Origin of the sequence: Xanthobacter autotrophicus, from assembly GCF_005871085.1 — a bacterium.
In the GTDB taxonomy this organism is placed as follows: Bacteria; Pseudomonadota; Alphaproteobacteria; order Rhizobiales; family Xanthobacteraceae; genus Xanthobacter; species Xanthobacter autotrophicus.
This window is the reverse complement of the sequence record NZ_VAUP01000042.1, coordinates 79033-104655: the sequence shown is the minus strand read 5'-3', so window position 1 is coordinate 104655 and position 25623 is coordinate 79033. Positions and strand designations below refer to the sequence as shown.

General features: G+C 68.3%; 20 protein-coding genes. 11 read left to right on the top strand and 9 right to left on the bottom strand.

From position 1 onward, the window contains the following. Positions 1-68 precede the first annotated feature (68 nt). Genes FBQ73_RS22160 through fdnG form a run of 3 tightly spaced genes read right to left on the bottom strand, consistent with a single transcriptional unit; the run spans position 69 to position 4848 of the window. Positions 69-776 (bottom strand): formate dehydrogenase subunit gamma, encoded by a 708-nt coding sequence (locus FBQ73_RS22160; RefSeq protein WP_170219020.1) that lies wholly within the window; start codon positions 774-776, stop codon positions 69-71. Further along, a complete protein-coding gene (gene fdxH, locus FBQ73_RS22155) occupies positions 773-1744 on the bottom strand; it encodes a formate dehydrogenase subunit beta (protein ID WP_138401664.1) in 972 nt (323 codons plus the stop codon). The genes FBQ73_RS22160 and fdxH overlap by 4 nt, the downstream gene beginning before the upstream one ends. A 17-nt stretch (positions 1745-1761) precedes the next feature. Then, complete coding sequence (gene fdnG / locus FBQ73_RS22150) at positions 1762-4848, bottom strand: formate dehydrogenase-N subunit alpha (RefSeq protein ID WP_138401663.1); 3087 nt, start codon at positions 4846-4848, stop codon at positions 1762-1764. 178 nt (positions 4849-5026) lie between these two features. Here fdnG and FBQ73_RS22145 point away from each other — a divergent pair, with 178 nt between their 5' ends. The 4 genes from FBQ73_RS22145 to FBQ73_RS22130 all read left to right on the top strand — a co-directional run bounded on the left by FBQ73_RS22145 (position 5027) and on the right by FBQ73_RS22130 (position 8851). Then, complete coding sequence (locus FBQ73_RS22145) at positions 5027-5953, top strand: TlpA family protein disulfide reductase (RefSeq protein WP_138401662.1); 927 nt, start codon at positions 5027-5029, stop codon at positions 5951-5953. A gap of 1 nt (position 5954) precedes the next feature. Further along, positions 5955-7070 carry a transglutaminase-like domain-containing protein gene (locus tag FBQ73_RS22140; protein ID WP_138401661.1) on the top strand — a complete coding sequence of 372 codons (1116 nt, stop codon included), beginning with the start codon at positions 5955-5957 and terminating at the stop codon, positions 7068-7070. Between the two features lie 228 nt (positions 7071-7298). Further along, entirely contained in the window at positions 7299-8351 is a 1053-nt protein-coding gene (gene selD, locus FBQ73_RS22135; protein WP_138401660.1) for a selenide, water dikinase SelD, read from the top strand. A 98-nt stretch (positions 8352-8449) separates the two neighbouring features. Next, the gene (locus tag FBQ73_RS22130) at positions 8450-8851 is read left to right on the top strand and encodes a hypothetical protein (RefSeq protein WP_138401659.1); all 402 of its coding nucleotides are present in this window, start codon (positions 8450-8452) and stop codon (positions 8849-8851) included. On the opposite strand, the gene FBQ73_RS22125 is transcribed toward FBQ73_RS22130, so the two are convergent. Together FBQ73_RS22125 and FBQ73_RS22120 are read right to left on the bottom strand one after the other, a co-directional pair. Then, positions 8805-10439, bottom strand: coding sequence for a bifunctional aminoglycoside phosphotransferase/ATP-binding protein (locus FBQ73_RS22125; RefSeq protein ID WP_138401658.1), 1635 nt, complete (start codon positions 10437-10439; stop codon positions 8805-8807). The two genes, FBQ73_RS22130 and FBQ73_RS22125, sit on opposite strands and share 47 nt — an antisense overlap. A gap of 69 nt (positions 10440-10508) precedes the next feature. Further along, positions 10509-11633, bottom strand: coding sequence for an NAD(P)-dependent alcohol dehydrogenase (locus FBQ73_RS22120; protein ID WP_138401657.1), 1125 nt, complete (start codon positions 11631-11633; stop codon positions 10509-10511). 241 nt (positions 11634-11874) lie between these two features. Here FBQ73_RS22120 and FBQ73_RS22115 point away from each other — a divergent pair, with 241 nt between their 5' ends. The 3 genes from FBQ73_RS22115 to FBQ73_RS22105 all read left to right on the top strand — a co-directional run bounded on the left by FBQ73_RS22115 (position 11875) and on the right by FBQ73_RS22105 (position 13732). Further along, entirely contained in the window at positions 11875-12363 is a 489-nt protein-coding gene (locus tag FBQ73_RS22115; protein WP_138401656.1) for a VOC family protein, read from the top strand. A 154-nt stretch (positions 12364-12517) separates the two neighbouring features. Continuing rightward, on the top strand, positions 12518-12850 hold the full coding sequence (locus tag FBQ73_RS22110) for a hypothetical protein (RefSeq protein ID WP_138401655.1): 333 nt from the start codon (positions 12518-12520) through the stop codon (positions 12848-12850). Positions 12851-12904: 54 nt separating this feature from the next. Further along, positions 12905-13732, top strand: coding sequence for a sulfite exporter TauE/SafE family protein (locus tag FBQ73_RS22105; RefSeq protein ID WP_138401654.1), 828 nt, complete (start codon positions 12905-12907; stop codon positions 13730-13732). A gap of 36 nt (positions 13733-13768) precedes the next feature. Here the strand turns inward: FBQ73_RS22105 and FBQ73_RS22100 are convergent, their stop codons facing one another. The 4 genes from FBQ73_RS22100 to FBQ73_RS22085 all read right to left on the bottom strand — a co-directional run bounded on the left by FBQ73_RS22100 (position 13769) and on the right by FBQ73_RS22085 (position 18569). Next, entirely contained in the window at positions 13769-15415 is a 1647-nt protein-coding gene (locus tag FBQ73_RS22100) for a GMC oxidoreductase (RefSeq protein WP_138401653.1), read from the bottom strand. Continuing rightward, entirely contained in the window at positions 15408-15740 is a 333-nt protein-coding gene (locus FBQ73_RS22095) for a hypothetical protein (RefSeq protein ID WP_138401652.1), read from the bottom strand. Before FBQ73_RS22095 ends, FBQ73_RS22100 begins: the two co-directional genes overlap by 8 nt. A gap of 13 nt (positions 15741-15753) precedes the next feature. Then, positions 15754-17124, bottom strand: coding sequence for a sugar porter family MFS transporter (locus tag FBQ73_RS22090; RefSeq protein ID WP_138401651.1), 1371 nt, complete (start codon positions 17122-17124; stop codon positions 15754-15756). A gap of 122 nt (positions 17125-17246) precedes the next feature. Then, positions 17247-18569, bottom strand: a complete 1323-nt coding sequence (locus tag FBQ73_RS22085; RefSeq protein ID WP_138401650.1) for a DegT/DnrJ/EryC1/StrS family aminotransferase — start codon at positions 18567-18569, stop codon at positions 17247-17249. 158 nt (positions 18570-18727) lie between these two features. Between FBQ73_RS22085 and FBQ73_RS22080 the strand changes: the two genes are divergently transcribed. The 4 genes from FBQ73_RS22080 (at position 18728) to FBQ73_RS22065 (ending at position 25621) form a co-directional block, all read left to right on the top strand. Continuing rightward, the gene (locus tag FBQ73_RS22080) at positions 18728-20062 is read left to right on the top strand and encodes a sugar porter family MFS transporter (RefSeq protein WP_138401649.1); all 1335 of its coding nucleotides are present in this window, start codon (positions 18728-18730) and stop codon (positions 20060-20062) included. 117 nt (positions 20063-20179) lie between these two features. Further along, positions 20180-21304 (top strand): efflux RND transporter periplasmic adaptor subunit, encoded by a 1125-nt coding sequence (locus tag FBQ73_RS22075; protein WP_138401648.1) that lies wholly within the window; start codon positions 20180-20182, stop codon positions 21302-21304. Then, positions 21301-24396 carry an efflux RND transporter permease subunit gene (locus FBQ73_RS22070; protein WP_138401647.1) on the top strand — a complete coding sequence of 1032 codons (3096 nt, stop codon included), beginning with the start codon at positions 21301-21303 and terminating at the stop codon, positions 24394-24396. Before FBQ73_RS22075 ends, FBQ73_RS22070 begins: the two co-directional genes overlap by 4 nt. 199 nt (positions 24397-24595) lie before the next feature. Next, positions 24596-25621, top strand: coding sequence for a patatin-like phospholipase family protein (locus FBQ73_RS22065; protein WP_138401646.1), 1026 nt, complete (start codon positions 24596-24598; stop codon positions 25619-25621). Positions 25622-25623 lie beyond the last annotated feature (2 nt).

Here is a 25623-nt window from a genome sequence, read left to right as displayed (position 1 = left end):
CTCACGGGTCACGTGCAAGAAGCCCGGCCGCGCGAGGCCGCAGCCGGGCTTGCATTATACGCCTGCGATTACTCTGCGGGAGTCCCCCGCGTGCCGGTGGGCCGCGACGGCTTGCGGGAGACCAGTTCGCGGAGCCATTTGCGGTGGTGCCGCCACGCCCAGCCGCCGGTGACCTGCCCGCGCGTCATGGCGCTGATGGTGCCCTTCACCCAGATGGCGGCATAGACGTGGACGATCCACACGCAGATGATCGCCACCGCCGCCACCGCATGCACCAGCAGGGCGACCCGCTGCTGCTCGATGCTGGTGAAGGTGGAGAAATAGGCGTTCCAGATCACGACGCCGGAGGCGATCAGCACCACGATCAGAAACGACATGCCCCAGAAGACCATCTTCTGGCCGGCATTATACTTGCCCAGCTCCGGCAGCTTCTCCTCGTGGCCGGCGATGACATCGCGGATGCGCCGCATCCAGGTGCCGTCCTCGCTCTTCCACAGGTTGGCCTTCCAGAAGCGGAAGAACATGCCGGTGAAGGAGAAGAACAGCACCACCCCGATCCACGGATGGATGGTGCGCGTCATCTGTCCCCCACCGAACAGGCCGGTGAGGAAGAACAGGCTGGGGTGGAACAGCGCGAGGCCCGAGATCGCCAGCAGGATCAGGCTGATGGCCGTGATCCAGTGGTTGATACGGGCCCCCACCGTGTAGCGGTCCACCTGCACCGGGCGGCCGGGATGGACAGCATCGCCGGATTCGACGTCATAAGGCTGGCTCATGACTGGCCTCCATGGGCGGGTTCGCCGCCGGGATTCTTGCCTTGCGTCAGCATCTCGGCGTTGGCCTCGTCTTCCGCCGTCACCTTGTTGGCGCCCGCCACCAGATAGTGCAGGGCCCCGGCGACGGCGGCGAAGCCCATCACCCCCAGGCCCACATATTTGGTGACGCCCTTCCAGGCCTCGACGATGCGGCTGATGCGCGGATTGTCCGGCAGGCCGGCATAGATGGAGGGCTGGTCGGCGTGCTGCAGCACATACATCACATGGGTGCCGCCGACGCCGGGCGGATCATAAAGCCCCGCGTTGTTGTAGCCACGGGACTTCAGGTCCTTGATGCGCCCTTCGGCCCATTCCTTCATCTGCGTCTTGGTGCCGAACACGATGGCCTGGGTGGGACACGCCTTCTGGCAGGCCGGCCCCTGGCCCACGGCCACGCGGTCGGAGCACAAGGTGCACTTGTAGGCCTTGTGGTCGGTCTTGGAGATGCGGGGAATGTTGAAGGGGCAGCCCTTCACGCAATAGCCGCAGCCGATGCACTTGTCGTGGTCGAAGTCCACGATGCCGTTGGAATACTGCACGATGGCGCCGGGCGCCGGGCAGGCCTTCAGGCAGCCCGGATCGGCGCAATGCATGCAGCCGTCCTTGCGGATGAGCCACTCGAGATTGTCGGTCTCGGGGTTCACCCACTCGGTGAAGCGCATGAGCGTGAATGAGTTCTCGGTCAGGTCCGGCGGGTTGGTATAGCTGCCGTTGAAGGTGCCGATCTCCTCGTGGAGCTCGTTCCATTCAAGGCACGCCGCCTGGCAGGCCTTGCAGCCGATGCACTTGGACACGTCGATGAGCTTGGCCACCGGCTCCTTGAACTCCACCGGCACGCGCAGGTTGGAGGCCGAGCGCCGGATGAGGTCATTGTCGCCGAACTTCGCCGGGGTGGGGGTGACCGGAGGGTTGGGGATCGGAGGAAACATGCTGGTTCTCCTTCTCCTTACGCCACCGGCCCGGTGGAGGGCTCGATGTTGACGAGGAAGGCCTTGAACTCGGGCGTCTCGATGTTCGCGTCACCCACGAACGGGGTGAGCACGTTGGCCGGGAAGCCCTTCTTCGCAGCGCCCACGAAGCCCCAGTGGATCGGGATGCCCACGATGTGCACCGGCTTGCCGTCCACGATCAGCGGGCGGATGCGCTTGGTGACATAGGCCTTGGCGAAGACGGAACCCCGCTTCGACCACACCCGGACCCATCCGGCATTCTTGATGCTTTTCTCCTTTGCCAGTTCCTCGGAGATTTCCACGAAGAATTCGGGCTGTAGCACCGCATTCACGTGGTTGTTCTTGGTCCAGTAGTGGAAATGCTCGGTCAGGCGGTAGGAGGTCGCCGCATAGGGGAACTCCTTGGACGCCGTGTCGGCGAACTGGGCGAAATCGTCCTTGAACACGCGCGCCACCGGATTGCCCCGGATCTTGGGGGCGATGAGGTTGGCGACCGGGCTCTCGAACGGCTCGTAGTGCACCGGGAACGGGCCTTCCCGCATCATGCCCCGGGCGAACAGGCGCGAGACGCCTTCCGGGTTCATGATGAAGGGTCCCACATCCTGCGGCTTGGCGGTGGGGGCGATGTCGGGCACGTCGTAGCCGGTCCATTTCGACCCGTCCCACTCGATGAGCTTGCGCGTGGGATCCCACGGCTTGCCGTCGATGTCGCAGGAGGCGCGATTATACAGGATGCGCCGGTTCGCCGGCCAGGCGAACGACCATTTCAGGTAGGCGCCGGTGGCGTCGGGATCGGAATTGTCCCGGCGAGCCATCATGTTGCCGGCCTCGGTGTAGCTGCCGGAATAGATCCAGCAGCCTGCCGCCGTGGAGCCGTCGTCGCGCAGCACGCCGAACGTCGCCACCTGCTTGCCGGCCTCAAGGACCTTCTTGGTGGGATCGTTCGGGTCGAGCACGTCCTTGAGCACCGAGCCGTTCAGCTCCTTGGTGAGCTCGACGGCGGTGGGCTCGTGCGGGTCCTTGTAGGTCCACGTCAGGTTGAGGATGGGATCGGGGAAGGCGCCGCCTTCCTTGCGATACAGCTCCTTCATCCGCAGGTGGATGCCGGACATGATGGCGGCGTCCGTCCGCGCCTCGCCCGGAGGCGAGCCGGCCGGCCAGTGCCATTGGATCCACCGCCCGGAATTGACCAGGGAGCCCTCGTCCTCCGCGAAGCAGGTGGTGGGCAGCTGGATCACTTCGGTCTGGATCTTGGCCGTGTCCGCCGGATTGTAGACGCCGTGGTTCTCCCAGAAGCGGGCCGTCTCGGTCTGGAGCGGGTCCATGACCACGAGCAGCTTGAGCTTGGCGAGCGCCTCGGCGAGCTTGCCCCGGTTGGGGAAGGCCTGCATGGGGTTGAAGCCCTGGCAGACATAGACGTTCATCTTGCCCTGCTTCATCAGCTCGAAGGCGCGCAGGATGTCGTAGGCCGGCACGTCGAGCTTCGGCAGGTAGTCGAACGCCCAATTGTTCTCCGCGGTCGCGGCGTCGCCCCACATGGCCTTCTGGAAACTGACGAAGAACTTCTTGTAGTTCTGCCAGTAGCTCATCTGGTTGGGACGCAGCGGCTTGAAGCCGCGGGTGGACATGTAGGCGTTGAAGTCCGGTTCCCGCTCCGTGGGCAGGGTGAGATAACCGGGGATCATGTTGGACATGAGCCCGACGTCGGTCAGCCCCTGGATGTTGGAATGCCCGCGCAGCGCATTCATGCCGCCGCCGCGCACGCCGATATTCCCGAGGATCAGCTGAAGCATCGCCATGGTGCGGATGTTCTGCGATCCCTTGGAATGCTGGGTCCAGCCGAGGGCGTACATGGAGGTCATCGTCTTGGTCTTGGACGAGCACTCCGAGATCATCGACGCCACCTTCAGGAACTTGTCCTTCGGCGTGCCGGTGATGCGCTCCACGAGTTCAGGCGTGTACTGGGCGACGTGGGCTTTCAGCAGATTCCACACGCAGCGCGGATGCTGGAGGGTGTCGTCCACCACCGCATAACCGTCGGGACCGATCTCATAGTCCCAGGTGGAGCGGTTGTAGTCGCGCTTTTCCTCGTCGTAGCCGGTGAACAGCCCGTCCTTGTAGGCGAAGCCTTCCTTGACGATGTAGCTGGCGTTGGTGAACGCCTTCACGTAGTCCCACTGCACCTTGTCGTTGGCGATGCAATAATTGATGACGCCGTTGAGGAACGCGATGTCCGAGCCCTGCCGGATCGGGGCGTAATAGTCCGCCACCGCGGCCGAGCGCGTGAAGCGCGGGTCCACGACGATGAGCTTGGCGCCACGGTTGGCTTTCGCCTCCGTAACCCATTTGAATCCGCACGGGTGCGCTTCAGCGGCATTGCCGCCCATGATGATGACGAGGTCCGTGTTCCGGATGTCGGTCCACGAATTGGTCATCGCGCCACGGCCAAAAGTTGGGCCCAAACTGGACACCGTGGGGCCGTGTCAAACCCGCGCCTGGTTGTCGAACACCAGCATGCCAAGCGAACGTACGGTCTTGTACGTGCACCAGGCGGTTTCGTTGGTGGTTGCCGAGGCGGCGAGGAAGCCGGTGGTGGTCCACCGGTTCACGGTCACGCCGTCCTTGTTCCTGGCAATGAAGTTGGCGTCGCGATCGTCCTTGAACGCGCGCGCGATCTTGTCGAGCGCCGCGTCCCAGGAAATGCGCTCGAACTTGTCGGATCCCGCGCGCCGGATCATGGGATATTGCAGGCGCGTCTCGGACTTGACGATGTCGAGCAGGGCCGCGCCCTTGGGGCAGAGCGTGCCGCGATTGGTGGGATGGTCGCTGTCACCTTCGATATGGGTGATGTCGGCCTTCTCGCCCTTGGCGAGGTTGCCCTTGGCGAAGATGAGAATGCCGCACGCCACCGAGCAATAGGTGCAGGTGTTGCGCACTTCCGTGGTGTCGACGAGGCGGAACGGCTTGATGGTGGAGGCGTAGGCCTCCTCGATGGCGCCGAAGCCCATCGCTCCAAGGGTTGTTCCCGCCACGCCCGCGCCCGCCGTTTTCAGAAACTGGCGGCGCGAAAGCTCCATGTTCATCGAAGGAAACCTCCGACCTTTTGTGCCCCGTACCGGGGACGATTTCAGGCGGTCGCCGAGACCGGACTCATACCGGAATTCCGCCTGGTAGACGGTATTTTGGAACTGGAATGATGTCAATTAACGGAGGGACAACTTCCCGTGTTTCCACGAGAATTCCCGCCGCCGCCATGCTGCAATGCAATCCAGCTACAAGCTTTGGATAGAAACGTCGTGCGATCTCGAAATTCTTCCCGTCCTCGTCCCAATGCGGCGCGGCATGGGGCGAGGCTTCACGGACTTGAGCGTTGACCCTCCGCGCCGGGTGTTCCAGATTGGTCGGGTGAAAATCATGTTCGCTCCCGCGGGTCGGGGCTCACAGCCTGTTTCATCTTTCCCGTCGAAAGATCAGGGCACGGCCGGTTCGGTGCATGGCTTCGGTGCATGCGCGCGCCCGGCCGTGGACGGGGCTTGGCGCGCGCTCCGAGCCACCGGAGCCCTCGCCATCGGCGCCCTCGCAACCGGAACCTTGGCTGCTACCAGTCCTGCCATGCCGTTCGCGGCCACGCCGGCCCATGCGTCCTCGGATGCCGCCCCGGATGGCCCCGCGACGGATCCGCAACCGGTGCCGCGGCTCTTTGGCGCCGTGGCGGGTCACCCGGCCGCCCCGCCGCTGCGCCTCGAGGCCCTCGACGGGCCGGTGTTCAATCTTGCGGATTCGCACGGTGTCACGGTGGTGCATTTCTTCGCCACCTGGTGCGCGCCGTGCCGCACCGAGCTGCCGGCGCTCGGCCGTTTCGCCGCCCGCACACCGCAAGTGAAGGTCGTGCTGGTGGATGTGGCCGAGGTGCCGGCGCGGGTGCGCCGCTTCTTCGCCGATCAGCCCGCGCCAGGGCCGGTGCTGATGGATCTCGACCGCGCCGCCGCGCGCGCCTTCGGCGTCAGCCTCCTGCCCGCCAGTTTCGTGGTCGCCGAAGGGCGCATTGCGCTCGCGGTGGATGGCGAGGCAGCGTGGGACAGTCCCGACACCGCCATCGCCATCGCCAGACTGCACGGGTCCGGCGCCCCGCCGCGCGACCCTTCCAGTCCTGCGGAAAACGACAATAAAAGCCAGGAGGAGCAGTGACATGACCACGAGACGAGACCTGCTGAAGGCCGGAGCCCTCGCCACCGCGGCGGCGGTCCTGCCCCGCGCGGCCTTCGCGCAACAGGCCGCCGCCCCGCAGACCTTCGCGCCCGCCGTCGGCAAATGGCGCAGCTACCAGATTGTCACCACGGTGGAGATCCTGAAGCCGGAGGGCCAGGTTCAGGCGTGGCTGCCGGTGGCCTCCTTCTCCAATCCGGACTGGTTCAAGCCCGGCGAGAACAGCTGGACCACCAATGCCCGCTCCGCCCAGCTGGTGCGTGATCCCCATTCGGGGGCGGACATGCTGCATCTCGTCTTCGCGGACGGCGAGAAGGCGCCGCGGGTGGAGCTCACCAGCCGCGCCACCAGCCGCGACTGGGCGGTGGACCTGACCAAGCCCGGCAAGCCGGCCCCGCTCGCCGCCGCCGCGCGCGCGCGCAATATCGCGTCCACCGATCTCATCCCCACCGACGGTATCGTGAAGGCGACGTCCGACAAGATCGTCGCCGGCAAGAGCGGCGAGCTGGAGAAGGTGCGCGCCATCTTCGAGTGGATCGTCGAGAACACCTATCGCAACCCGACCACGCGCGGCTGCGGCATCGGCGACATCGCGGCGCTGCTCAAGAGCGGCGATCTCGGCGGCAAGTGCGCCGATCTCAACGCCCTGTTCGTGGGCCTGGTACGGGCGCAGGACATTCCGGCCCGCGATGTCTATGGCCTTCGGGTGGTGCCCTCGCGCTTCGGCTACAAGAGCCTCGGCGCCAATTCCGAGATCGTCACCAAGGCGCAGCATTGCCGCGCCGAGGTGTTCCTCTCCGATTTCGGCTGGGTGCCCATGGACCCGGCCGACGTCCGCAAGGTGGTGCTGGAGGAGCCGCCGGGCAAGCTTGCCCTCGACGATCCCAAGGTGGTGGCGGCCCGCAAGGCGCTGTTCGGCTCCTGGGAGGGCAACTGGTTCGCCTTCAATACCGCCCATGACGTGGCGCTGCCGGGCTTTGCCGGCCCGCGCCTCGGCTTCCTCATGTATCCGCAGGCGGTGAACGCGGCGGGGCTACTCGATTGCCTCGACCCGGACAATTTCAAGTACGTCATCCGCGCCTCCGAAATCGCGGTGTGACCACCCTCGCCGGTCGGGGCGAAGGCCCCCGTCGCCATGCCAGGTCGTGACAGCCTTCGGGACATCACGACCTTGGGGGCGTGGCAGAAGCGGCGGGGGTACCCGCCGGCGGGTTCAGAGCAAGGTCCGGGCAGGTGACAGCCCGAACGGACCGGCCATCACTGGAATGAGGGCGCGCTGGCCCGCCGGGATGCGGCGGAGGGTGTACCCGGAAACGGAAACCGTACCATGCTCGACGTGCCGACCGTCCGCCTCACCAGCCTTGCCCACGGCGGCGGCTGCGGCTGCAAGCTTGCCCCCTCGGTGCTGCAGGACCTGCTGGCCGGACAGGCCCAGGGCGGGCCGTTCGAGCGGCTGCTGGTGGGCACCGAGACCGGCGACGACGCGGCGGTGTGGGATCTCGACGGCGGCACGGCGATCATCGCCACCACGGACTTCTTCATGCCCATGGTGGACGATCCCGACCATTTCGGCCGCATCGCCGCCACCAACGCCATTTCCGACATCTATGCCATGGGCGGCACCCCATTGATGGCGCTCGCCATCCTCGGCATGCCGCTGGGCAAGGTGGACATCGCCACCGTGCGCGCCATCCTCGGCGGCGGCGCGGCCATCTGCGCCGAGGCGGGCATCCCGGTGGCCGGCGGCCATTCCATCGATTGTCCCGAGCCGGTCTACGGCCTCGCGGTGATCGGCTCGGCGCCGCGCGGGCGCATCCGCCGCAATTCCACCGCCCAGCCGGGGGATGCGCTGATCCTCACCAAGGCGCTGGGGGTGGGCGTCTATTCCGCCGCCTTCAAGAAGGAGGCGCTTGGAAAGACCGCCTATGACGAGATGCTCGCCTCGGTCACGAGGCTGAACCGCATCGGCACCGAGCTGGCGCAGGACGAGGCGGTCCACGCCATCACCGACGTGACCGGCTTCGGCATTCTCGGCCATGGTCTGGAAATGGCCCGCGGCTCCGGCGCCACGCTGCGGCTGTCGCGGACGGCGCTGCCTTGGCTGTCTGAGGCGGAGAGCCTGGTGCAGCAGGGCTTCGTCACTGGCGCGTCCCACCGCAACTGGGCGAGCTATGGCCACGAGGTGGATTTGCCGGAGGGGGCTGCCGAGTGGCAGCGCCACCTGCTCACCGATCCCCAGACCTCCGGCGGCCTGCTGGTGGCCTGCGCCCCCGAAGCGGCGGACCGGCTTCTCGCCGCCATTCACGCCGCCGGCTATGCCGCCGCCGCCCGCATCGGCACGGTGGAAGCGGGGCCGGGCCGGGTGGTGGTGGAGGGCTGAAGCCGCCGACCGGGGCTTCGCCGCCGCCGCGTTTGCTCTGACGAGACGGGAACCACGCGGTTTTTCGGGACGTTCTCTTGGATGAAAGGAGAACGGCCATGGCCTCGAACGCACTTCCGACGGCGCTCCGGCGCGCCTCTCCCCTGATCATTCCCAAGGGCACCGTCACCAGCGCGCGGATCTTCGCCACCGGCATCGTCGGGGCGGTGATGTTCGTTATGGCCTCGGCGGTGCCATCCCCCGCGGCGGCGGAGGCGACCGCAGCGCCCGCGAAGGGCGTTTGCGAACAGCCGGCCCATGTGGCCGAGACCCCGCCATCGCAGGGCGCCGGTTCCGGCACCGAGCCGGGCGGGGCAGGCTCCACCGGCTGGTCGGGCGGGACCGGCGGGTCCTATATCGGCACCACGCCGCAGGCTTCCACGCCGGCCTCACCCGACCGCCAGCCGGAAGTCGTCACGGGTGTGGATCCGAAGGCTGAGCCGCCAAAGGCGCCGTGCTGAAGGCCCGCGCGCGGGTCCAGCTGATGTCGCCAAGATCGTAGGCCAATTGCCGGCGCACCACCGCCGCGTCGGCATCGGAGGCATCGCCCGTGCGGGCTTCCACGCGCCGGATCAGTTCGCCTTCGGAATCTTCCAGCCACCAGCCTTGGAAATCCGCGCCTGCCACCCGCGCCACCTGAGCGATGGCGTCACGCTCGTCCGGCCGGGCATGCACGGCATCCACGATCACGCTGTGGCCGGTGGCGAGCACGCGGGCCGCAAGCGTCCGCAGGCGGGCATAGACCTGCTGCGTCGCTTCCGGGGTATAGGCCTCGGGCGGCAGCTTCTGCGTCTCCGCCACGCCGGACAGGCGCTTGCGCTCAATGTCGCTGCGCAGGATCACCGCGCCCGGCGCGCGGCCGAGCGCCGGCGCCATCCTCGCCGCCCACGTGCTCTTGCCGCTGCCGGACAGGCCCCCCACCGCCCACAGGCAGGGGCGGCCGGGCCGAGCCTCGGGCATGGTCGCATCGTTCAGGAGTGGCGGTGCGCTCGTCTCCGCGCGGCTGGAATCGAGAAAAGCGAGGGCCTGCGCGAACGCGGCGCGCACCCGCGTCTCCCCCTCCGCCTTCCGCTCCCCCGCCAGATGCCCGAGCCCGGCGGCTTCCACCTTGGCGCGGATGCCGGCGCGCAGGCTGAGGAAGAAAGGCAGGGCTGCGAGCCCGTCGACCTCGTCATCCGCGCTTGCCCACAGGCAGCGGTTGAGGATGGCGTTGGCCGCGTCCCGAAGCCCCCGCTGCCACAGGTCCATGATGAGGAAGGCAAGGTCGTAGAGCACGTCGCAGGTGGCGATGTCGTCGTTGAACTCGATGGCATCGAACAGCACCGGCTTGCCGTCCAGAAGCACGATGTTGCGCAGGTGCATGTCGCCGTGACAGCGGCGCACGAAGCCTGCTTCGCTGCGGGCGTTCAGAAGCGGCACGATGCCCGCCAGGGCGTCTTCCGACAGCCGTGCCAGCCGGGCGACCTCCTCCGGCGGGAAGAGCTCGGGCCGGGCGGAGAATTCGCTCGTGTTATCGGCGAGGTAGGAGGCGAGCCGGGAGGCGGTGTCGAACCCGCGCCGCACCGGCGCGGCCGCATGGGCCGCAACCACCGCCGCCGCCAGCGCCTTGACGAGATCGGGCGAAAGTTCGCCCCGCTCGGCCACCTTGTCGAGTGTAAGGCCGGTGTCGAAGCGGCGCATCTTCACCGCATGCTCCACCGCCTCGCCCGCGCCGCCCAGCGCAAGGCCACGGGCCGTGCGCACGATGGGCACCACGCCGAGATACAGCCCCGGCGCCCCCGCGCCGCTGATCGCCACTTCCGCCTCGCAGGCGGCGTGGCGCTTCTGAAGCGTGGAGAAATCCATGAAGGGGAAGAACACCGCCCGCTTCACCTTGTAGGCGAACGGGCCGGCGAGGAAGACCGCCGCCCCGTGGGTGTCGATGCGCACCACCTTTTCAGCGATGCCGTGGGTGGCGGGATCTTCCAGAAGGGCGAAGACGGCGCTCTGGTCGCCCACCACATGGTCGGGCGCGGCGGGCGGTGCGGGCGGGTCCGTCGGCGCCGTCATGGATCGATCCGTCATGGGAGGAAGCCGCCCCGGCGCAGGGCCGGGGCGGTTCGAGATCAAGGCCGAAGATTAAGGCGTGATGGCCACCTTGAGAACGCCGTCGCGCTGGTGCGAGAACAGGTCATAGGCCTTTTCGATGTCGTCCAGCTTGAAGCGGTGGGTGACGAGGGCGCGGGCATCCACCCGGCCCGAGGCCACCACATCCATCAGCCGGCGCATGCGTTCCTTGCCGCCGGGGCAGAGCGAGGTGACGATCTTGTTGTCGCCGAGGCCAGCCGCGAAGGCATCGAGCGGGATCTTGATGTCGGTGGAATACACCCCCAACGAGGAGAGGGTGCCGCCGGGCCGCAGCACGCGCAGGGCGGCCTCGAAGGTCTCCTGCCGGCCGAGGGCCTCGATGGCCACGTCCACGCCGCGCCCGTCGGTGAGGCGCAGGATCTCCTCCACCGGATCCACCTTGGAGAAGTCCACCACCTCGTCCGCCCCCATGGCGCGGGAGACGTTGAGGCGCTCGCCCACCCGGTCCACGGCGATGATGCGGGTGGCGCCCATCAGCCGGGCGCCCGCCGTGGCGCACAGGCCGATGGGCCCCTGCGCGAACACCGCCACGGTGTCGCCGATGCGCACCTTGCCGCTCTCGGCGCCGGCAAAGCCGGTGGACATGATGTCCGGGCACATGAGCACCTGCTCGTCGCCGAGGGCTTCGGGCACCGGGGCGAGGTTGGTCATGGCGTCGGGCACCACGAGATATTCGGCCTGGGCGCCGTCGATGGTATTGCCGAAGCGCCAGCCGCCCATGGGCTTGAAGCCGTGCTTCATGCGCGGGCCGTCCTGCGAGGCGCAGCCGCACAGGCACGCATTGGAATAGCCGGACGGGGTGATGGCGCCGGCAATGACGCGCTGGCCCTCGGCGAAGCCTTCCACCGCCGAGCCCAGCTTCTCGATGATGCCCACCGGCTCGTGGCCGATGGTGAGGCCCTTCTCGACCGGATATTCACCCTTCAGGATATGGACATCCGTGCCGCAGATGGTGGTGGTGGTGATGCGGATGAGGGCATCGAGCGGACCCACGTCCGGGATCGGCTTCTCGTCCAGGACGATGCGGTTCTTCTCCACGAAGATGGCCGCCTTCATCTTCGCCCTGCCGGGGCGGGTGCGCTCGACGAAGCCGGAGCGTTCGATGGTTTCGGTCATGGCGTTCCTTCCTGATCCGTCCCCGGTGGGGAAACGTGGGGACGCTTCGGTGCCGTGGTAACTGGTTAGGATAACAGGGCCGGCCCGGCATTGATGCGGGTCAACCGGCGCGTGCAGAGTGTCGGCGCGCCATGGGGCGCTTTCGCGGCCTCGCGGCCGGGATGGGCGAAAAAGGCCGGCGGGCTGTCGGCTGGGTGAGATGCCGCGCGTCTTTCAGGCAGGACACCGCGAGGATGCTGCCATGGCCACCATTTCCACCCCGAAGATCTCGCCTTGCCTGTGGTTCGACGGCGACGCGGAGGATGCCGCCCGCTTCTACGTCTCGCTGTTCCCGGACAGCGCCATTAACAGCGTGCACCGCAACGCCGCCGAGGGGCCGTCCGGGCCGGAGGGCTCGGTGCTGCTGGTGGTGTTCACGCTCGCGGGCCAGCGCTTCCTCGCGCTCAATGGCGGGCAGAAGATGGAATACACCCACGCCATCTCCTTCCAGGTGGATTGCGAGGACCAGGCGGAGGTGGACCGCCTGTGGGCGGCCTTCACCGCCGAGGGGCGGGAGGAGCAGTGCGGCTGGCTGCGCGATCGCTGGGGCGTCGCCTGGCAGATCGTGCCGCGTGTTCTCCCCCAGCTTCTGTCCGGGCCGGACCCCGCGAAGGCGCGGCGGGTGATGGAGGCCCTGTTCCAGATGGTGAAGCTGGACTTCGCCGCGCTGGAGAAGGCGGCGGCAGGATAGCGCGCCTGAACCCGAAGAGGATCCCGGGCCGCGGGGCGGGGATGCGGGCGCGGTGTGCGCCCGGGCGTTCGGGTGTAGATTGAGGCCGGCCCGGAAGGGCCGGTCTTTCTTTTCAGGACGCGGAAGCGTCGTCATTTTTTCAAGCGAGGATTTCATGGTTCAGGAGAATGCGGCCGGCGAGAGCGACGCGCCCCAGATTCCCCCCGCTGCTCTGGAGCGCTGGCAGACCTTTGCCGACGACACGCCGCTGCAGCTCACCCTCACCAAGGGCGACCTCGACAATCTGCTTTTGGCCCTGCGCAATCTTGCCATCGGCCAGAGCGAGCTGGTGGCCGCCCTTGCCGCCCATACCAATCAGGACCAGGAGGGCTCCGTGGATGCCATGGTGCGGGCCAATGAGGTGGCGCGCATGGCGTTCGGGCGCATCAATGCGCTGATCGGCGCGATCATGGGCGCGGCCGCGCCCGCGCCCGGCGGTGGGCGCTGAAGCCGCCATCCCTTGACGACGCCTCCCTTCGACGCCGGCGATCCGGAGCACGCCATGTCCAAAGACGACCTGCCGGCGGGTGATGCCCGCCGCACGGTGCCGCGCGTGTTCGGCGGCGGGGCGCTCATCGGCACGCTGGGCGGGCTGATCGGGCTCGGCGGCGCGGAGTTCCGCCTGCCCTTGCTGATGGGGGCGTTCGGCTTTGCTGGGCTGGAGGCGGTGATCCTCAACAAGGCCGTGAGCCTGGTGGTGGTGGCCACCGCCCTCCCGTTCCGCGCCCGCACGGTGCCGCTGGCGGAGGTGGCGGCGCAGTGGCCGATCATCCTCGACCTTTTGGCCGGAAGCCTTGCCGGTGCGTGGATCGGGGCCGGCTGGGCGGTGCGCCTGAAATCAGGGACGCTGCACCGGGTGATCGCGGTGCTGCTCGTCGCTATCGCCGTCGTGCTTGCGCTGTGGCACGACACCGCCGCCCATGAGCCGCTGCTTCACGGCTGGGTGCAGATGCTGGCGGGGGCCGTCGGCGGCTTCGCCATCGGCATCTTCGCGTCGCTGCTGGGGGTGGCGGGCGGGGAACTGCTCATTCCCACGCTGGTGGTGTTGTTCGGGCTCGACATCAAGCTGGCCGGCAGCCTGTCGCTGGCCATCAGCCTGCCCACCATGATCGTGGGATTTGCCCGCTACAGCCAGGACCGCAGCTTCGCCGTGCTGGGTCGCAACCGGCGCTTCGTCCTCGTCATGTCCGTGGGCTCGGTGGCCGGAACCCTCATCGGCGGCCAGTTGCTGGGTCTGGTGCCGAATGCGGTGCTGCTGCCGCTGCTCGCCGCCATCCTGCTGGTGTCGGCCTACAAGATCTGGCGGCATGAAGAAGATGCGCCCGCCTGAAGCCGCAGGGGTTCAGGCGGGCGCCGGTCTCAGGTCTCAGGCGTGGGCCGGCTGGGCGGTGGTTTGCGCGCCGGTGCGGACCTTTTCCACCAGATGGCCGGCGAGGCGGTGGGCCATGGCCATGATGGTGAGGGTGAGGTGCTTGTCGGGCAGCACCGGAATCACCCCGCCGTCGCAGACATAGACATTGTCGAGGTCGTGGCACTTCAGGTTCGCGTCCACCACGCCCCTGGCCGGGTCCGCCGAGATGGCGGTGGTGCCGGCATAGTGGATGCCGGTGCCGCTATTGTCCCGCGACGGATAGATGGAGGTGGCCCCGGCATGGCGCAGCACCGTGCGGCCCCAGGCTTCCATGGCGTCCATCATCCTGTCCGCCTTGGCGGAGGACGAGAAATCCACTGTCACATGGCGCACGCCGAAGCGGTCGTAGCTGCCCGCCGGCCGCACCCGGTTGGCGGGGTTGGGATCGCCGGCGCAGAACAGGCCCAGCGTCACGTAGCTGTGGAACATGAAGCGGGAGAGCCGCTCCTTCATGAAGGGCGGGAAGCGCTTCATGCCCACCAGATAATGGGGCACGTCCGGCACGCCGTGGATGGCATGGCCGATGAAGGGGAATTCCTCCCCGTCCGGCAGGGTGCCGCGCGACAGCAGGATGAGCAGGTCGCCATAGCCGATGTCGAAATCCCGCCCGCTGCCCCACAGCTTCCAAAGGGAGGTGGAGAGCACCGACTTGGGATTGTCCTGCAGCCGCAGGCCGAGCTGGCCGAAGGCGTTGCCCATGCCGTGCGGGGCGACATCGTCGGCCGAGTTGAACAGGATGCGCGGGCTCTCGATGGCGCCGGTGGCCAGCACCACCTTGTCGGCGGTGAGCAGGCGGGATTCGCCGGTGGCCATGTCGCGGTATTCCACGCCCAGGACGCGCCGCGAGCCGGGCTCGCGCAAAAGCCGCACCACCTTGGCGCCGGTGCGCAACTCGTAGTTCGGCAGCTTGGCGATCTCCGGCAGCAGGCGCGCCGTGAACTTGTAGACCGCGCCGGTGGGGCAGCCGGAGGTGCAGATGCCGGTGGAGGCGCAGGCGTTGGGGCTGTCGGGCCGGGTGTCGATGGCCTTGCGGTTGGGAATGGCGCGGGAATGGGGCTCCTCGAGGCCGTTCACCGCGTCGACGATCATCTGGTCGGCGGGCCGCAGGGGCTTGGGCGGCACATAGATGCCGTCGGGCAGCTCGGGGATGTCCTCCGTCGTGCCGCATACCACGATGCGGCGCTCCACCGCGTCATAGTGGGGCGCAAGCTCGGCGTAGCGGAACGGCCAGTCGGCGAAATCCTTCTCGGAGAAGCGCACGCTCACGCCGTTCCACAGGTTCTGCAGGCCGTTCACCTGGATGATCTGGTAGTGGCGGAAGCCGCCCTCCGGCCAGCCGGTGGAGCCGTCCTCGCCCTTCTCGAACAGGGGATGGACGAACAGGCTGTCGTGGGGCTCGGCGGGCCACACGGTGTTGGAGCGGATGCCGAAGTCGAGCGCCGTGCCCGGCGGGTCGACGCGCTTGAAGTGGTCGTCCGCCAGCTGGCCGCCCTGCTCCAGCGAGACCACGTTGAGCCCGGCCTTGGCGAGTTCGTAGGCGAGGATGCCGCCACCGGCGCCGGTGCCGACGACGATCACATCGCAATGGGCCGCTTCAGCCACGCACGCCTCCCAAAGGCCACTCGCCCACCGTGCTCAGGAACGCCGGCGAGGCGAAATAAACGTATTCGAAGAAGGTGTGCACGGCCTCTGCGTCGTGGCCCAGGTGCTTGCGCTCCACTTCCCCGCCCTCGGCGAAGCCGGAACGCTGGGCGATGCGCCGGAAGGCGCCGTTGAGCTGGTCGTTGAGCTGAACGATGCGGACGAGGTCGGGCAAAAGCGGCTCAAGCTCGCGGTGGTAGTGGTCGAGCGGCAGCACCGCCGCCACCAGCGGCGCGAAATCGAGCGGCGCCGCGGCAGGGCTCGCGGGTTCGGGAGGGGTGGCCATGGCTGGGCGCTCCTCAGGCGGCACGGGGCGTGAAGCGGCCGAGGTCGCGCAGGGGGCGGCCGCTGTCGAGGTGGCGCTCGATCTCTTCCAGGCTCACGCCGGAGGTTTCGGGCACCAGCCATTGGGTGAAGGCGAGGCCGACGACGCACACGACCGCATAGAGGCCGAACACACCGGCGAGGCCGAACTCGGCCACCAGCACCGGGAAGCTGAACACCACCAGGAAGTTGAAGCCCCAGTTGACCAGCGAGGCGACGCTCATGCCCAGCGCCCGCACGTCGAGCGGGAACACTTCCGACATCATCACCCACGGCAGGGGGCCGATGGCGATGGCGAAGGAGGCGATGTAGAGCACCAGCCCGCCGAGGGCGAGCTTGCCCATCATCTCGCTGCCGGTGGCGGCGCCGATGGCGATGACGCCCAGCGCCACCGCCGTGCCGGCGAAGCCGATCAGCAGCAGCAGCCGGCGGCCCAGCCGGTCGATGAGCGCCATGCCGACGATGGTCATGAGCACGTTGACCACACCGATGCCGGCGGTGGCCAGGATCTGGGTGGTGGTGGAGCTGAAGCCCGACAGCTCGAACACGGTGGGGGCGTAATAGATCACCGCGTTGATGCCGGAGAGCTGCTGCAGCAGGAACAGGCCCATGGCGACAATGAGCGCCGGCCGCACCCGCGGGGCGATGAGGTCGGAGAGGCGCGCCTTGCGGTTCTCGTCCTGGACGGCCCCGGTGAGGATCTCGGCGAACTCGGCCTTCACCGCCGGATCGCTTTCCGACTTCTCGCGCATGCGGGCGAGCGCCGCGCGGGCCTCAGCCTCCCGGCCGCGAACGGCGAGCCAGCGCGGCGTGTCCGACAGGCCGAAGATGCCCACGAACAGGGCGATGGCGGGCACCGCGCCCACCGCGAACATCCAGCGCCAGGATTCGTGGAAGGCGTAGCCCACCACATAGGCGCCGAGGATGCCGAGCGTGATGGCGAGCTGGTAGATGGAGACCAACATGCCGCGCTGCGCCGCCGGCGCGCATTCGGAGATGTAGAGCGGCGCCATCATGGCGGCAACGCCGACGCCGAGGCCGATGATGAGCCGGGCGATGGTGAGAGACCACAACCCAAAAGCGAAGGCGCTCAGCAGTGCGCCCACAACGAACAGGACGGCGGCGGCCAGCAGCAGCCGGCGCCGGCCGTAGGCCAAGGCGAGGCGGCCGGCGACGATGGCACCAAGGAAGGCGCCGAACGGCACTGCCGCCGTCATCATGCCTTCGGCGACGGGATCGATACCGAGGTCCCGGCGCAGCGGCGCGAGGGCGCCGGCGATGACGCCTTCGTCGAAGCCGAACAACGCCCCGGCGATGCCGGCTATGGCGGCGATGAGGTACATCATGGGCGCCCCTCCCGGAGTGCGGTTTCTGGTGTCTGTTATGCGGAACCTTGGCCGCGCTCTCAATCCAGGACGCAGAGCGCGGTGTAAGACCAGCTTGCGACGCAGGCCGATCGGCGCGTGCTCTAGGCGAGCACCACTTTCGCGACCTTGCGCATGGCGGTGATGATGTCGTCCACGTCCTGCGTCGTCAGCGTCGAGGCGATGGTGAGCAGCGCGCCCCGGGCGTTCAGCTCGTCGCAATGGGGCAGGGCGCCGGCGGCATAGCTGTAGTCGGCGCCGAACGCGTTGGAGGGGTGGGTCCAGGGGAAGCCGTCGCGGCTGTCGGACCTCTTGTTCACCAGGCTCGGAATGTTCGAGTACCAGTGCATGCCCCATTCCCGCATGGTGAGGCAGGCCAGCGAGCCGGGCGGCCCGGCGATGCCTTCGGCGCGCAGGGCGTCGACGAAGCGGCGGGCGGTGGCCTCGTCCTTCAGCGTCATGATGAGGAAGGGGCCGGTGTCGCCGTCCCGGTCGGGAATGGTGCGGAAGCCGAGGCCGGGGGTGCCCTCAAGCGCGTCGCGGATGCGCCACTTGGCGGTGCGCATGGCGCCGGTGATCAGCGGCAGCTTGCGCATCTGGGCGAGGCACATGGCGCCGGTCAGCTCCGACATGCGGGCGCCGACGCCCCACAGCTGGCAGGTCTCGTCCGAGGTGTCGAGCCGGCCCTGGGCGTTGCGCGGATAGCCGAGGTCGTGCAGCGCCACGATGCGGCGATACAGGTCGTCGCGCTCGGTCACCACCATGCCGCCGTCGCCGGAGGTCATGTTCTTGTTGAGCTGGAAGGAGAAGATGCCGACATCGCCGAAGGTGCCCACGGCCTTGCCGTTCTGGCTGGAGCCTGCGGTCTGGGCGCAATCCTCGATGAGGCCGATGCCGCGCTCGCGGCAGATGCGGGCGACCTCCGCCACACGCCCCGGTGCCCCGCTCATGTGCACCATCAGCGCGGCGCGGGTGTTGGGGCCGATCTTGCGCTCCACGTCGGCGGGGTCGAGGGTGAAGCAGTCGTCCACGTCCACGAGGCGCGGGATGGCGCCGGCGCGCACCACGGCGCTCACGCAGCTCACCCAAAGATAGCCGGGCACCAATACTTCGTCGCCGGGGCCGATCTCAAGAGCGGACATGGCAATGGAGAGGGCCGCGGTGCCGGAGGAAACGCCCAGCGCGTGCTTGTGGCCGAAGGCGGCGCACCATTCCTTCTCGAGGGTGTCCACCATGTGCTGGAGGTCGGGCCCATAGAAGCGGAAGGGGCTCTTGGCGCGCACCACGCGGGAGACCAGCTCCAGCTCCTCGTCGCCGATCCAGTGGGCGCCGGGCAATTCCCACGGCAGCGGAGCCTTGCGCACCGGCTCCCCTCCCTCGATGGCGAGACGATTGGCGTGCTCATGCGCAGTGGCCGAGGCAGTCACGTGACGCTCTCCCCTGAATACCGGATTTGTCGATTGAAACCTGTCAGGCCGGGATTTTTCCTGTACTTATGCTCCCGCCTCGCCACAGCTTACAAGTCCTTTCCGTTTGACGGCTAAAGGATACCTCACCGCGGCTACGGACCCTCCGGAGCGACCCCATGAAGACGCTGCTGCTCACCGCCAGTCTGGTGCTGCTGTTCGGCATTCTTTTCGGTTTCAGCACAGCGTCCATCGCCGGTGTCGTCGAGGCCATCGCCCAGGCGTTCGCCCTGTCCACCCGTGCCACCGAGATGGTGGTGACCTCCCTGCTGGTCGGCTGCTTCATCGGTGCCGCCGCCGCCGCGCCGGTGTCGGCGCGAATCGGCCGGCGTCCCGCCTGCCTGCTCGCCGCTTTGCTGGCCATTGCCGGCTATATTCTCATTCCGCTGGGACAAGGCGTTGCACCCGGCCCCGGCATGCTGGTGGCCGCCCGCATCCTCATCGGGCTCGGGGTCGGCCTGTCCTCCATGGTGGTGCCCATGTATGCGGCCGAGGTCACGCCGGCGCGACACCGGGGGGCGGTGGTCTCCCTGTTCCAGCTCGCCATCACCGTCGGCATCCTTGCTGGCTATGCGGTGCCGCTGGCCCTGATCGGCCGCGCCTCGTGGCAGCAGATGCTCGGCGCCGGCGTGCTGATCGCGGCGGCTTGCGGCGCCATCGTGCTGCTGCTTCCGGAAAGCCCGCGCTGGCTCCGGTCGAGGGGCATGAGCGCCCGCGCGGACGCGGCGGCCCGGGCGCTGGGCATCTCCGCCGAGATGGGGGAGGAGCGCGCACCGGACGGGGCCAACTGGCGCGCCGTGCTCGGCCGCGGCGCCACCGGGGCGGTGCTGGTGCTGTGCAGCGTGCTGTTCGTGCTCCAGAATTTCTCCGGCATCGACGGCATTCTCTATTACGCGCCGCACATCTTCACCGAGCTGGGCTTTCCGGCGGGGACAGCGGCGCTGGCCGCCACCTTCGGCCTCGGCCTGTTCAATGTCATCGCCACCATTGCCGCCATGGCGCTGGTGGACCGGCTCGGCCGCCGGCCGCTGCTGATCGCGGGATCGGCGGCCATGGCCGTGAGCCTCGGCGCCGTGATCGTCGCGGCGCTGGCCGACTGGCCGTGGGTGGCGCTGGCGGGGCTGTGCGCCTACATCGTCGCCTTCGCGCTCAGCCTCGGGCCCTTGCCCTATGTGCTCATGTCGGAGCTGTTCCCCTCCGCCATCCGCGAGCGGGGCATCGCGGTGGCCTCGGCCACCAGCTGGCTCTTCAACGGCATCGTCGCCGGCACCTTCCTGTCGGTGGTGCAGGGTATCGGCCTTGCGGGCACCATCGGCATCTTCTTCGTGGTCTGCGTGCTGTCGCTGGTGGTCTCGGTGCTGTTCGTGCCGGAAACGCGCCGCGTGGGGCTGGAGGAGATTGAGGCTGACGTGCTGGATGGACGGCCGCTGAGGCAGCTCGGCGCCGGCGGCTGAACGGGGCTGCCAAAGGGGTGATCACGCTGCGTCAAGTCGATCGCGCGCGCTCTGGTCGCCCACCGCGACCTCCGCTATAGGGGTACGCGGTTGCAGTGCGCTAAGAGGAGTTGTCCCGTGGCCGACGTGATTCATCGCGCGCCCGAAGCCGTCGTTTCCGCAGTCCTTCGGCTGGGAGCGTCGGCGGTGCTGCTCGGCGGTGCCCTGCTGTTGGCGGGATGCGGCGAGGCCCCGGAGGCGAAGGCCCCCGAGCCGCGCCCGGTGCGCACGGTTCTCGCCACCAGCCGCGCGGCCAGCGATGCCGTGACCCTCACCGGCCAGGTGGAGGCGCAGAACGAGGCCACCTACGGCTTCCGCATCGGCGGGCGCATCATCGAGCGCCTCGTCAATGTGGGCGACCAGGTGAAGCCCGGCCAGGTGCTGGCGCGGCTCGATCCCCAGGACGAGCAGAACGCCCTGCGCTCGGCCCAGGCGGCGCTTTCGGCAGCCAACGCCAATCTCAGCCAGACCCGCAACCAGTATGAGCGCCAGCGCCAGCTGCTGGCCCGTGGCTTCACCCCCCGCGCCCAGTATGAGCAGGCCGAGCAGGCCTTCCTGAACGCCCGGTCCCAGGTGGAGGACACCGAGGCCCGCCTGCGGATGGCCGAGGACCGGCTCGGCTTCACCGAGCTGAAGGCGGATTCCGCCGGCGTCGTCACCCAGCGCCGGGCCGAGCCCGGCGAGGTGGTGCAGGCCGGCCAGCCGGTGGTCGAGGTGGCGCGCCGCGACGGCCGCGACGCCGTGTTCGAGGTGCCGGCCGCCCTGCTCACCTCCCTGCCGGGCGATCCCGAGGTGGAAGTGACCCTGTCCGGCGATCCCGCCGTCAGGGCCATCGGCCGGGTGCGCGAGGTGGCGCCGCAGGCCGATCCCGTCACCCGCACCTTCCGCGTGCGCGTCGGCCTCATCGAGCCGCCGGAGGGGCTGCGGCTCGGCACCACGGTCATCGGCCGGGTGGTGGTGGACAGCGGCCCGGTGATCGAGATCCCGGCCAGCGCGCTCACCCGCTTCAATGACAAGCCGGCGGTGTGGGTGGTGGACCCCAAGGCGCAGACCGTCTCCCTGCGCAACGTGGAGGTGCTGCGCTTCAGCCCCGCCACCGTGAGTGTGGCCGAGGGGCTCAAGCCCTCCGAGATCGTGGTGACGGCGGGCGTGCAGGCGCTGCATCCGGGGCAGAAGGTGCGCCTTCTGGGGACCCAGCTGTGAGCGGCGGCTTCAACCTCTCCGCCTGGGCGCTGAAGCACCGCTCGGTCATCATCTATCTCATGGCCATCTCAGTGGTGGCCGGCATCATGGCCTTCCGGAACCTGGGCCGGGCGGAAGACCCGACCTTCGTCATCAAGACCATGGTGGTGCAGGCCAACTGGCCCGGCGCCACCCTGGAGGAGACCTTCCGGCAGGTGAGCGAGCGGCTGGAGCGCAAGCTCCAGGAGGTGCCCAAGCTCGACTATCTGGAGAGCTACACCAAGCCCGGCACCACCACCATCTTCGTGCACCTGAAGGGCTCCGCCACGGCGGCCGAGGTGCCGGACATCTGGTACCATGTGCGCAAGAGCGTGGGCGATATCCGCCACACCCTGCCGCAGGGCATCGTGGGGCCGTTCTTCAACGACGAGTTCGGCGACACCTTCGGCATCATCTACGGCTTCACCGCCGACGGCTTCACCCATCGCGAGCTGCGCGACCATGTGGAGGACGTGCGCTCCGAGCTGCTGCACGTGCCGGATGTCTCCAAGATCGAGATCCTCGGCGCGCAGGACGAGCGCATCTTCATCGAATTCTCCATGCAGGAGCTGGCCAGCCTGGGCATCGACCGCGCGGCTGTGCTGTCGGCGCTCCAGAGCCAGAACATCGTGCGCCCCTCGGGCGAGGTGCAGACCGGGGCGGAGAACATCTCCATCCGCGTGTCCGGCGCCTTCACCTCGGAGGCGGATGTTGCCAACGTGAACTTCGTGGTGAACGGCCGGCTCATCCGCCTCGCCGACATCGCCACCATCCGGCGCGGCTATGCCGACCCGCCCCAGCCCATGTTCCGGGTGAACGGCCAGCCGGCCATCGGCCTCGCCATCGCCATGCGCGACGGCGGCGACATCCTCGCCATGGGCAAGTCCATCGACAAGACCATGAACCGCCTCATCGCCAACCTGCCCGTGGGCATCGAGGCGCATCTGGTGGCGGACCAGGCGGTGACGGTGAACAGCGCCATCGCCGAGTTCATGGAAAGCCTGTGGCAGGCGGTGGCCATCATCCTCGTGGTGTCGTTCATCGCGCTCGGGGTGCGGGCCGGCGCCATCGTGGCCCTCGCCATCCCGCTGACGCTGGCCATCGTGTTCGCGCTGATGCAGCTGGTGCACATCGACATGCAGCGCATCTCGCTGGGTGCGCTCATCATCGCGCTGGCGCTCATGGTGGACGACGCCATGACCACCACCGACGCGACGCTCACGCGCCTCGCCGCCGGCGACGACAAGGTGACGGCGGCGTCCTACGCCTTCAAGGCCTATGCGGCGGCCATGCTGGCGGGAACGCTGGTGACGGTGGCGGGCTTCGTGCCGGTGGGCTTCGCGGCCTCGTCGGCGGGCGAATACACCTTCACCCTGTTCGCCGTGGTGGCCATCGCGCTTCTGGTGTCGTGGATCGTGGCGGTGCTGTTCGCCCCGCTCATGCAGGTGCTGATCCTCAAAGCCCCGCCCAAGGACAAGATCCCCGATCCGGACGCCCCGCCCACGGGTGTCATGGGGATTTACCGGTCCTTCCTGATCCTGTGCCTGCGGCTGCGTTGGGCGACCATCGCCGTCACCCTCGGCCTGTTCGCGCTGTCGGTGCTGGCGCTGCCGCTGATCCCGTCGCAGTTCTTCCCCTCCTCGGACCGGCCCGAGCTGCTGGTGGACCTCGCCTCGCCGCAGAACGCCTCCATCTACCAGAGCGAGAAGGTGGCCGAGGCGTTCGACGCGGTGCTGGCCAAGGATCCGGACGTGGCCCGCTGGTCCACCTATGTGGGCCGTGGCGCCATCCGCTTCTATCTGCCCCTCGACGTGCAACTGCCCAACGACTTCTTCGCCCAGACCGTGATCGTGGCGAAGGACGTGGCCGGGCGTGATCGCCTGAGGGTCAAGCTGGAGAAGGTGCTGGCGGAGGACTTCCCCCAGCTCGTCGCCCGCGTCTCGCCGCTGGAGCTGGGCCCGCCGGTGGGCTGGCCGGTGCAGTATCGCGTTTCGGGACCGGACATCGAGAAGGTGCGGGCCATCGCCTTCGACCTTGCCGCCGTGATGGCCTCCAACCCCAAGGTGGAGACGGTCAACTACAACTGGATCGAGCCGGCCCGTCAGGTGCGCATCAAGGTGGACCAGGACGAGGCGCGCCTGCTCGGCCTGTCCACGGCGCAGCTCGCCGGCGTGCTCAACACCGTGCTGTCGGGACAGGCGGTGACGCAGGTGCGCGACGACATCTATCTCGTCAACGTGGTGGCCCGCGCCACCGACGAGGAGCGCGTCTCGCTGGCCACCCTCGGCACCCTCCAGGTGCCGCTGCCCAGCGGGCGGACCGTGCCGCTGAGCCAGATCGCCACCTTCGACTACACCCAGGACTATCCCGCCATCTGGCGCCGCGACCGGGTGCCCACCCTGACGGTGCAGGCGGACGTGCGGCGCGGCATCCTGCCGGAAGGGGTGGTGGCGCAGCTCGGTCCGAAGATCGACGCCCTGCGCAAGACCCTGCCGGCGGGCTACGCCATCACCGTGGGCGGCACCGTGGAGGAGAGCGCGGCCTCGCTCGCCTCCGTGGTGGCCGTGGTGCCGGTGATGCTTCTGCTCATGTTCTCGGTGCTCATGTTCGAGCTGAAGAGCTTCCAGCGCCTCGTCATCGTGCTGTCGGTGGCGCCGCTGGGCCTCATCGGCGTGGTGGCGGCGCTCCTGGCCTCGGGGCGGCCCCTGGGCTTCGTCGCGATCCTCGGCGTGCTGGCGCTGATCGGCATGATCACCAAGAACGCGGTCATCCTCATCGGCCAGATCGAGGCGGACCGCGCGGCGGGCAAGACCGTCTGGGATGCGGTGGTGCATGCCTCCTCCACCCGCTTCCGGCCCATCATGCTCACCGCCGTGTCCACGGTGCTGGGCATGATCCCCATCGCGCCCACGGTGTTCTGGGGGCCCATGGCCTTCGCCATCATGGGCGGCCTTCTGGTGGGCACTCTGCTCACCCTCATCTTCCTGCCGGCGCTCTATGTGGCCTGGTTCGGCCCCGATACCGGTCCCGAGCCGGTGGCCGCGCCCAAGGCGGAGCGGACGCAGGCGGCCTGAGGCGGCAAGGGTCCCGTCCGGGGCCGCACTCAACCGGGGCCGGGTCGCAAGGCCGGGCCCCCAAGACAAGAAGGTGCTTTGCCGGCCGGGCGACCTTCCGTCGGGCCGGCATCTGCTCCACGACATCGGGGAGGGCACGACCGGGGGCTGCAAGAGGCGGCGACGACGGCGACGCGGCGCGTTCACAGAGGTGTCGAAGATGGAACGGGAACCGGTACTTGTTGATTTTGCGCTTCAGGGCGGTGGCTCCCACGGTGCCTTCACCTGGGGGGTCCTCGACCGCCTGCTGGAGGAAACCTGGCTCGACATCGAGGGCGTGTCCGGTACCTCCGCCGGCGCCATGAATGCGGCGGTGCTCGCGGACGGCTATGCCGCCGGCGGCCGGCAGGGCGCGCAGCAGGCGCTGGAAAGCTACTGGCGCCACGTGTCCGAAGCGGCGCGCTTCAGCCCGTTCAAGCGCTCGCCCATCGACAAGATGTTCGGCCGCTGGTCGCTCGACAGCGCGCCGGGCTTCCTGTTCATGGACATCATGACGCGCATGTTCTCGCCGTATCAGTACAATCCCATGGGCGGGAATGCGCTGGCGCCGATCCTGGCCAAGGAGATCAACTTCGAGCGCCTGCGCTCTTCGCCCATCAAGGTGTTCATCACCGCCACCAATGTGCGCACCGGCCGCCCGCGGGTGTTCCGCAACGCCGACATCACCCCCGAGGTGCTGATGGCCTCGGCCTGCCTGCCCACCCTGTTCCAGGCGGTGGAGATCGACGGCGAGGCCTATTGGGACGGCGGCTATTCGGGCAATCCCACCCTGGCGCCGCTGGTGAGCGAGCTGACGTCGGACGACACCATCCTCGTCCCCATCAACCCGCTGGAGCGGCCCGGCACGCCCAAGACGCCGTCGGAGATCCTCAACCGCCTCAATGAAGTGTCCTTCAATTCGGTGGCGGTGAAGGAGCTGTACATGATGGCGATGCTGCAGCGGCACGTCAGCGAGCTTTCGGGCGACACGGAAGCCTGCAACTGGGCGCGCATGCGGGTGCACATCGTGCGCAACCCGATCATGGCGGAGCTGGGCTTCTCCTCGAAGCTCAACGCCGAGTGGGACTTCCTGACCATGCTCAAGGAGGAGGGGCGCAAGGCGGCCCAGGTCTTCCTCGACGACCATGGCCACGACATCGGCAAGGCGTCCACCGTCCGCTTCGAAGAACTGCTGCAGGAGCTGTGAAC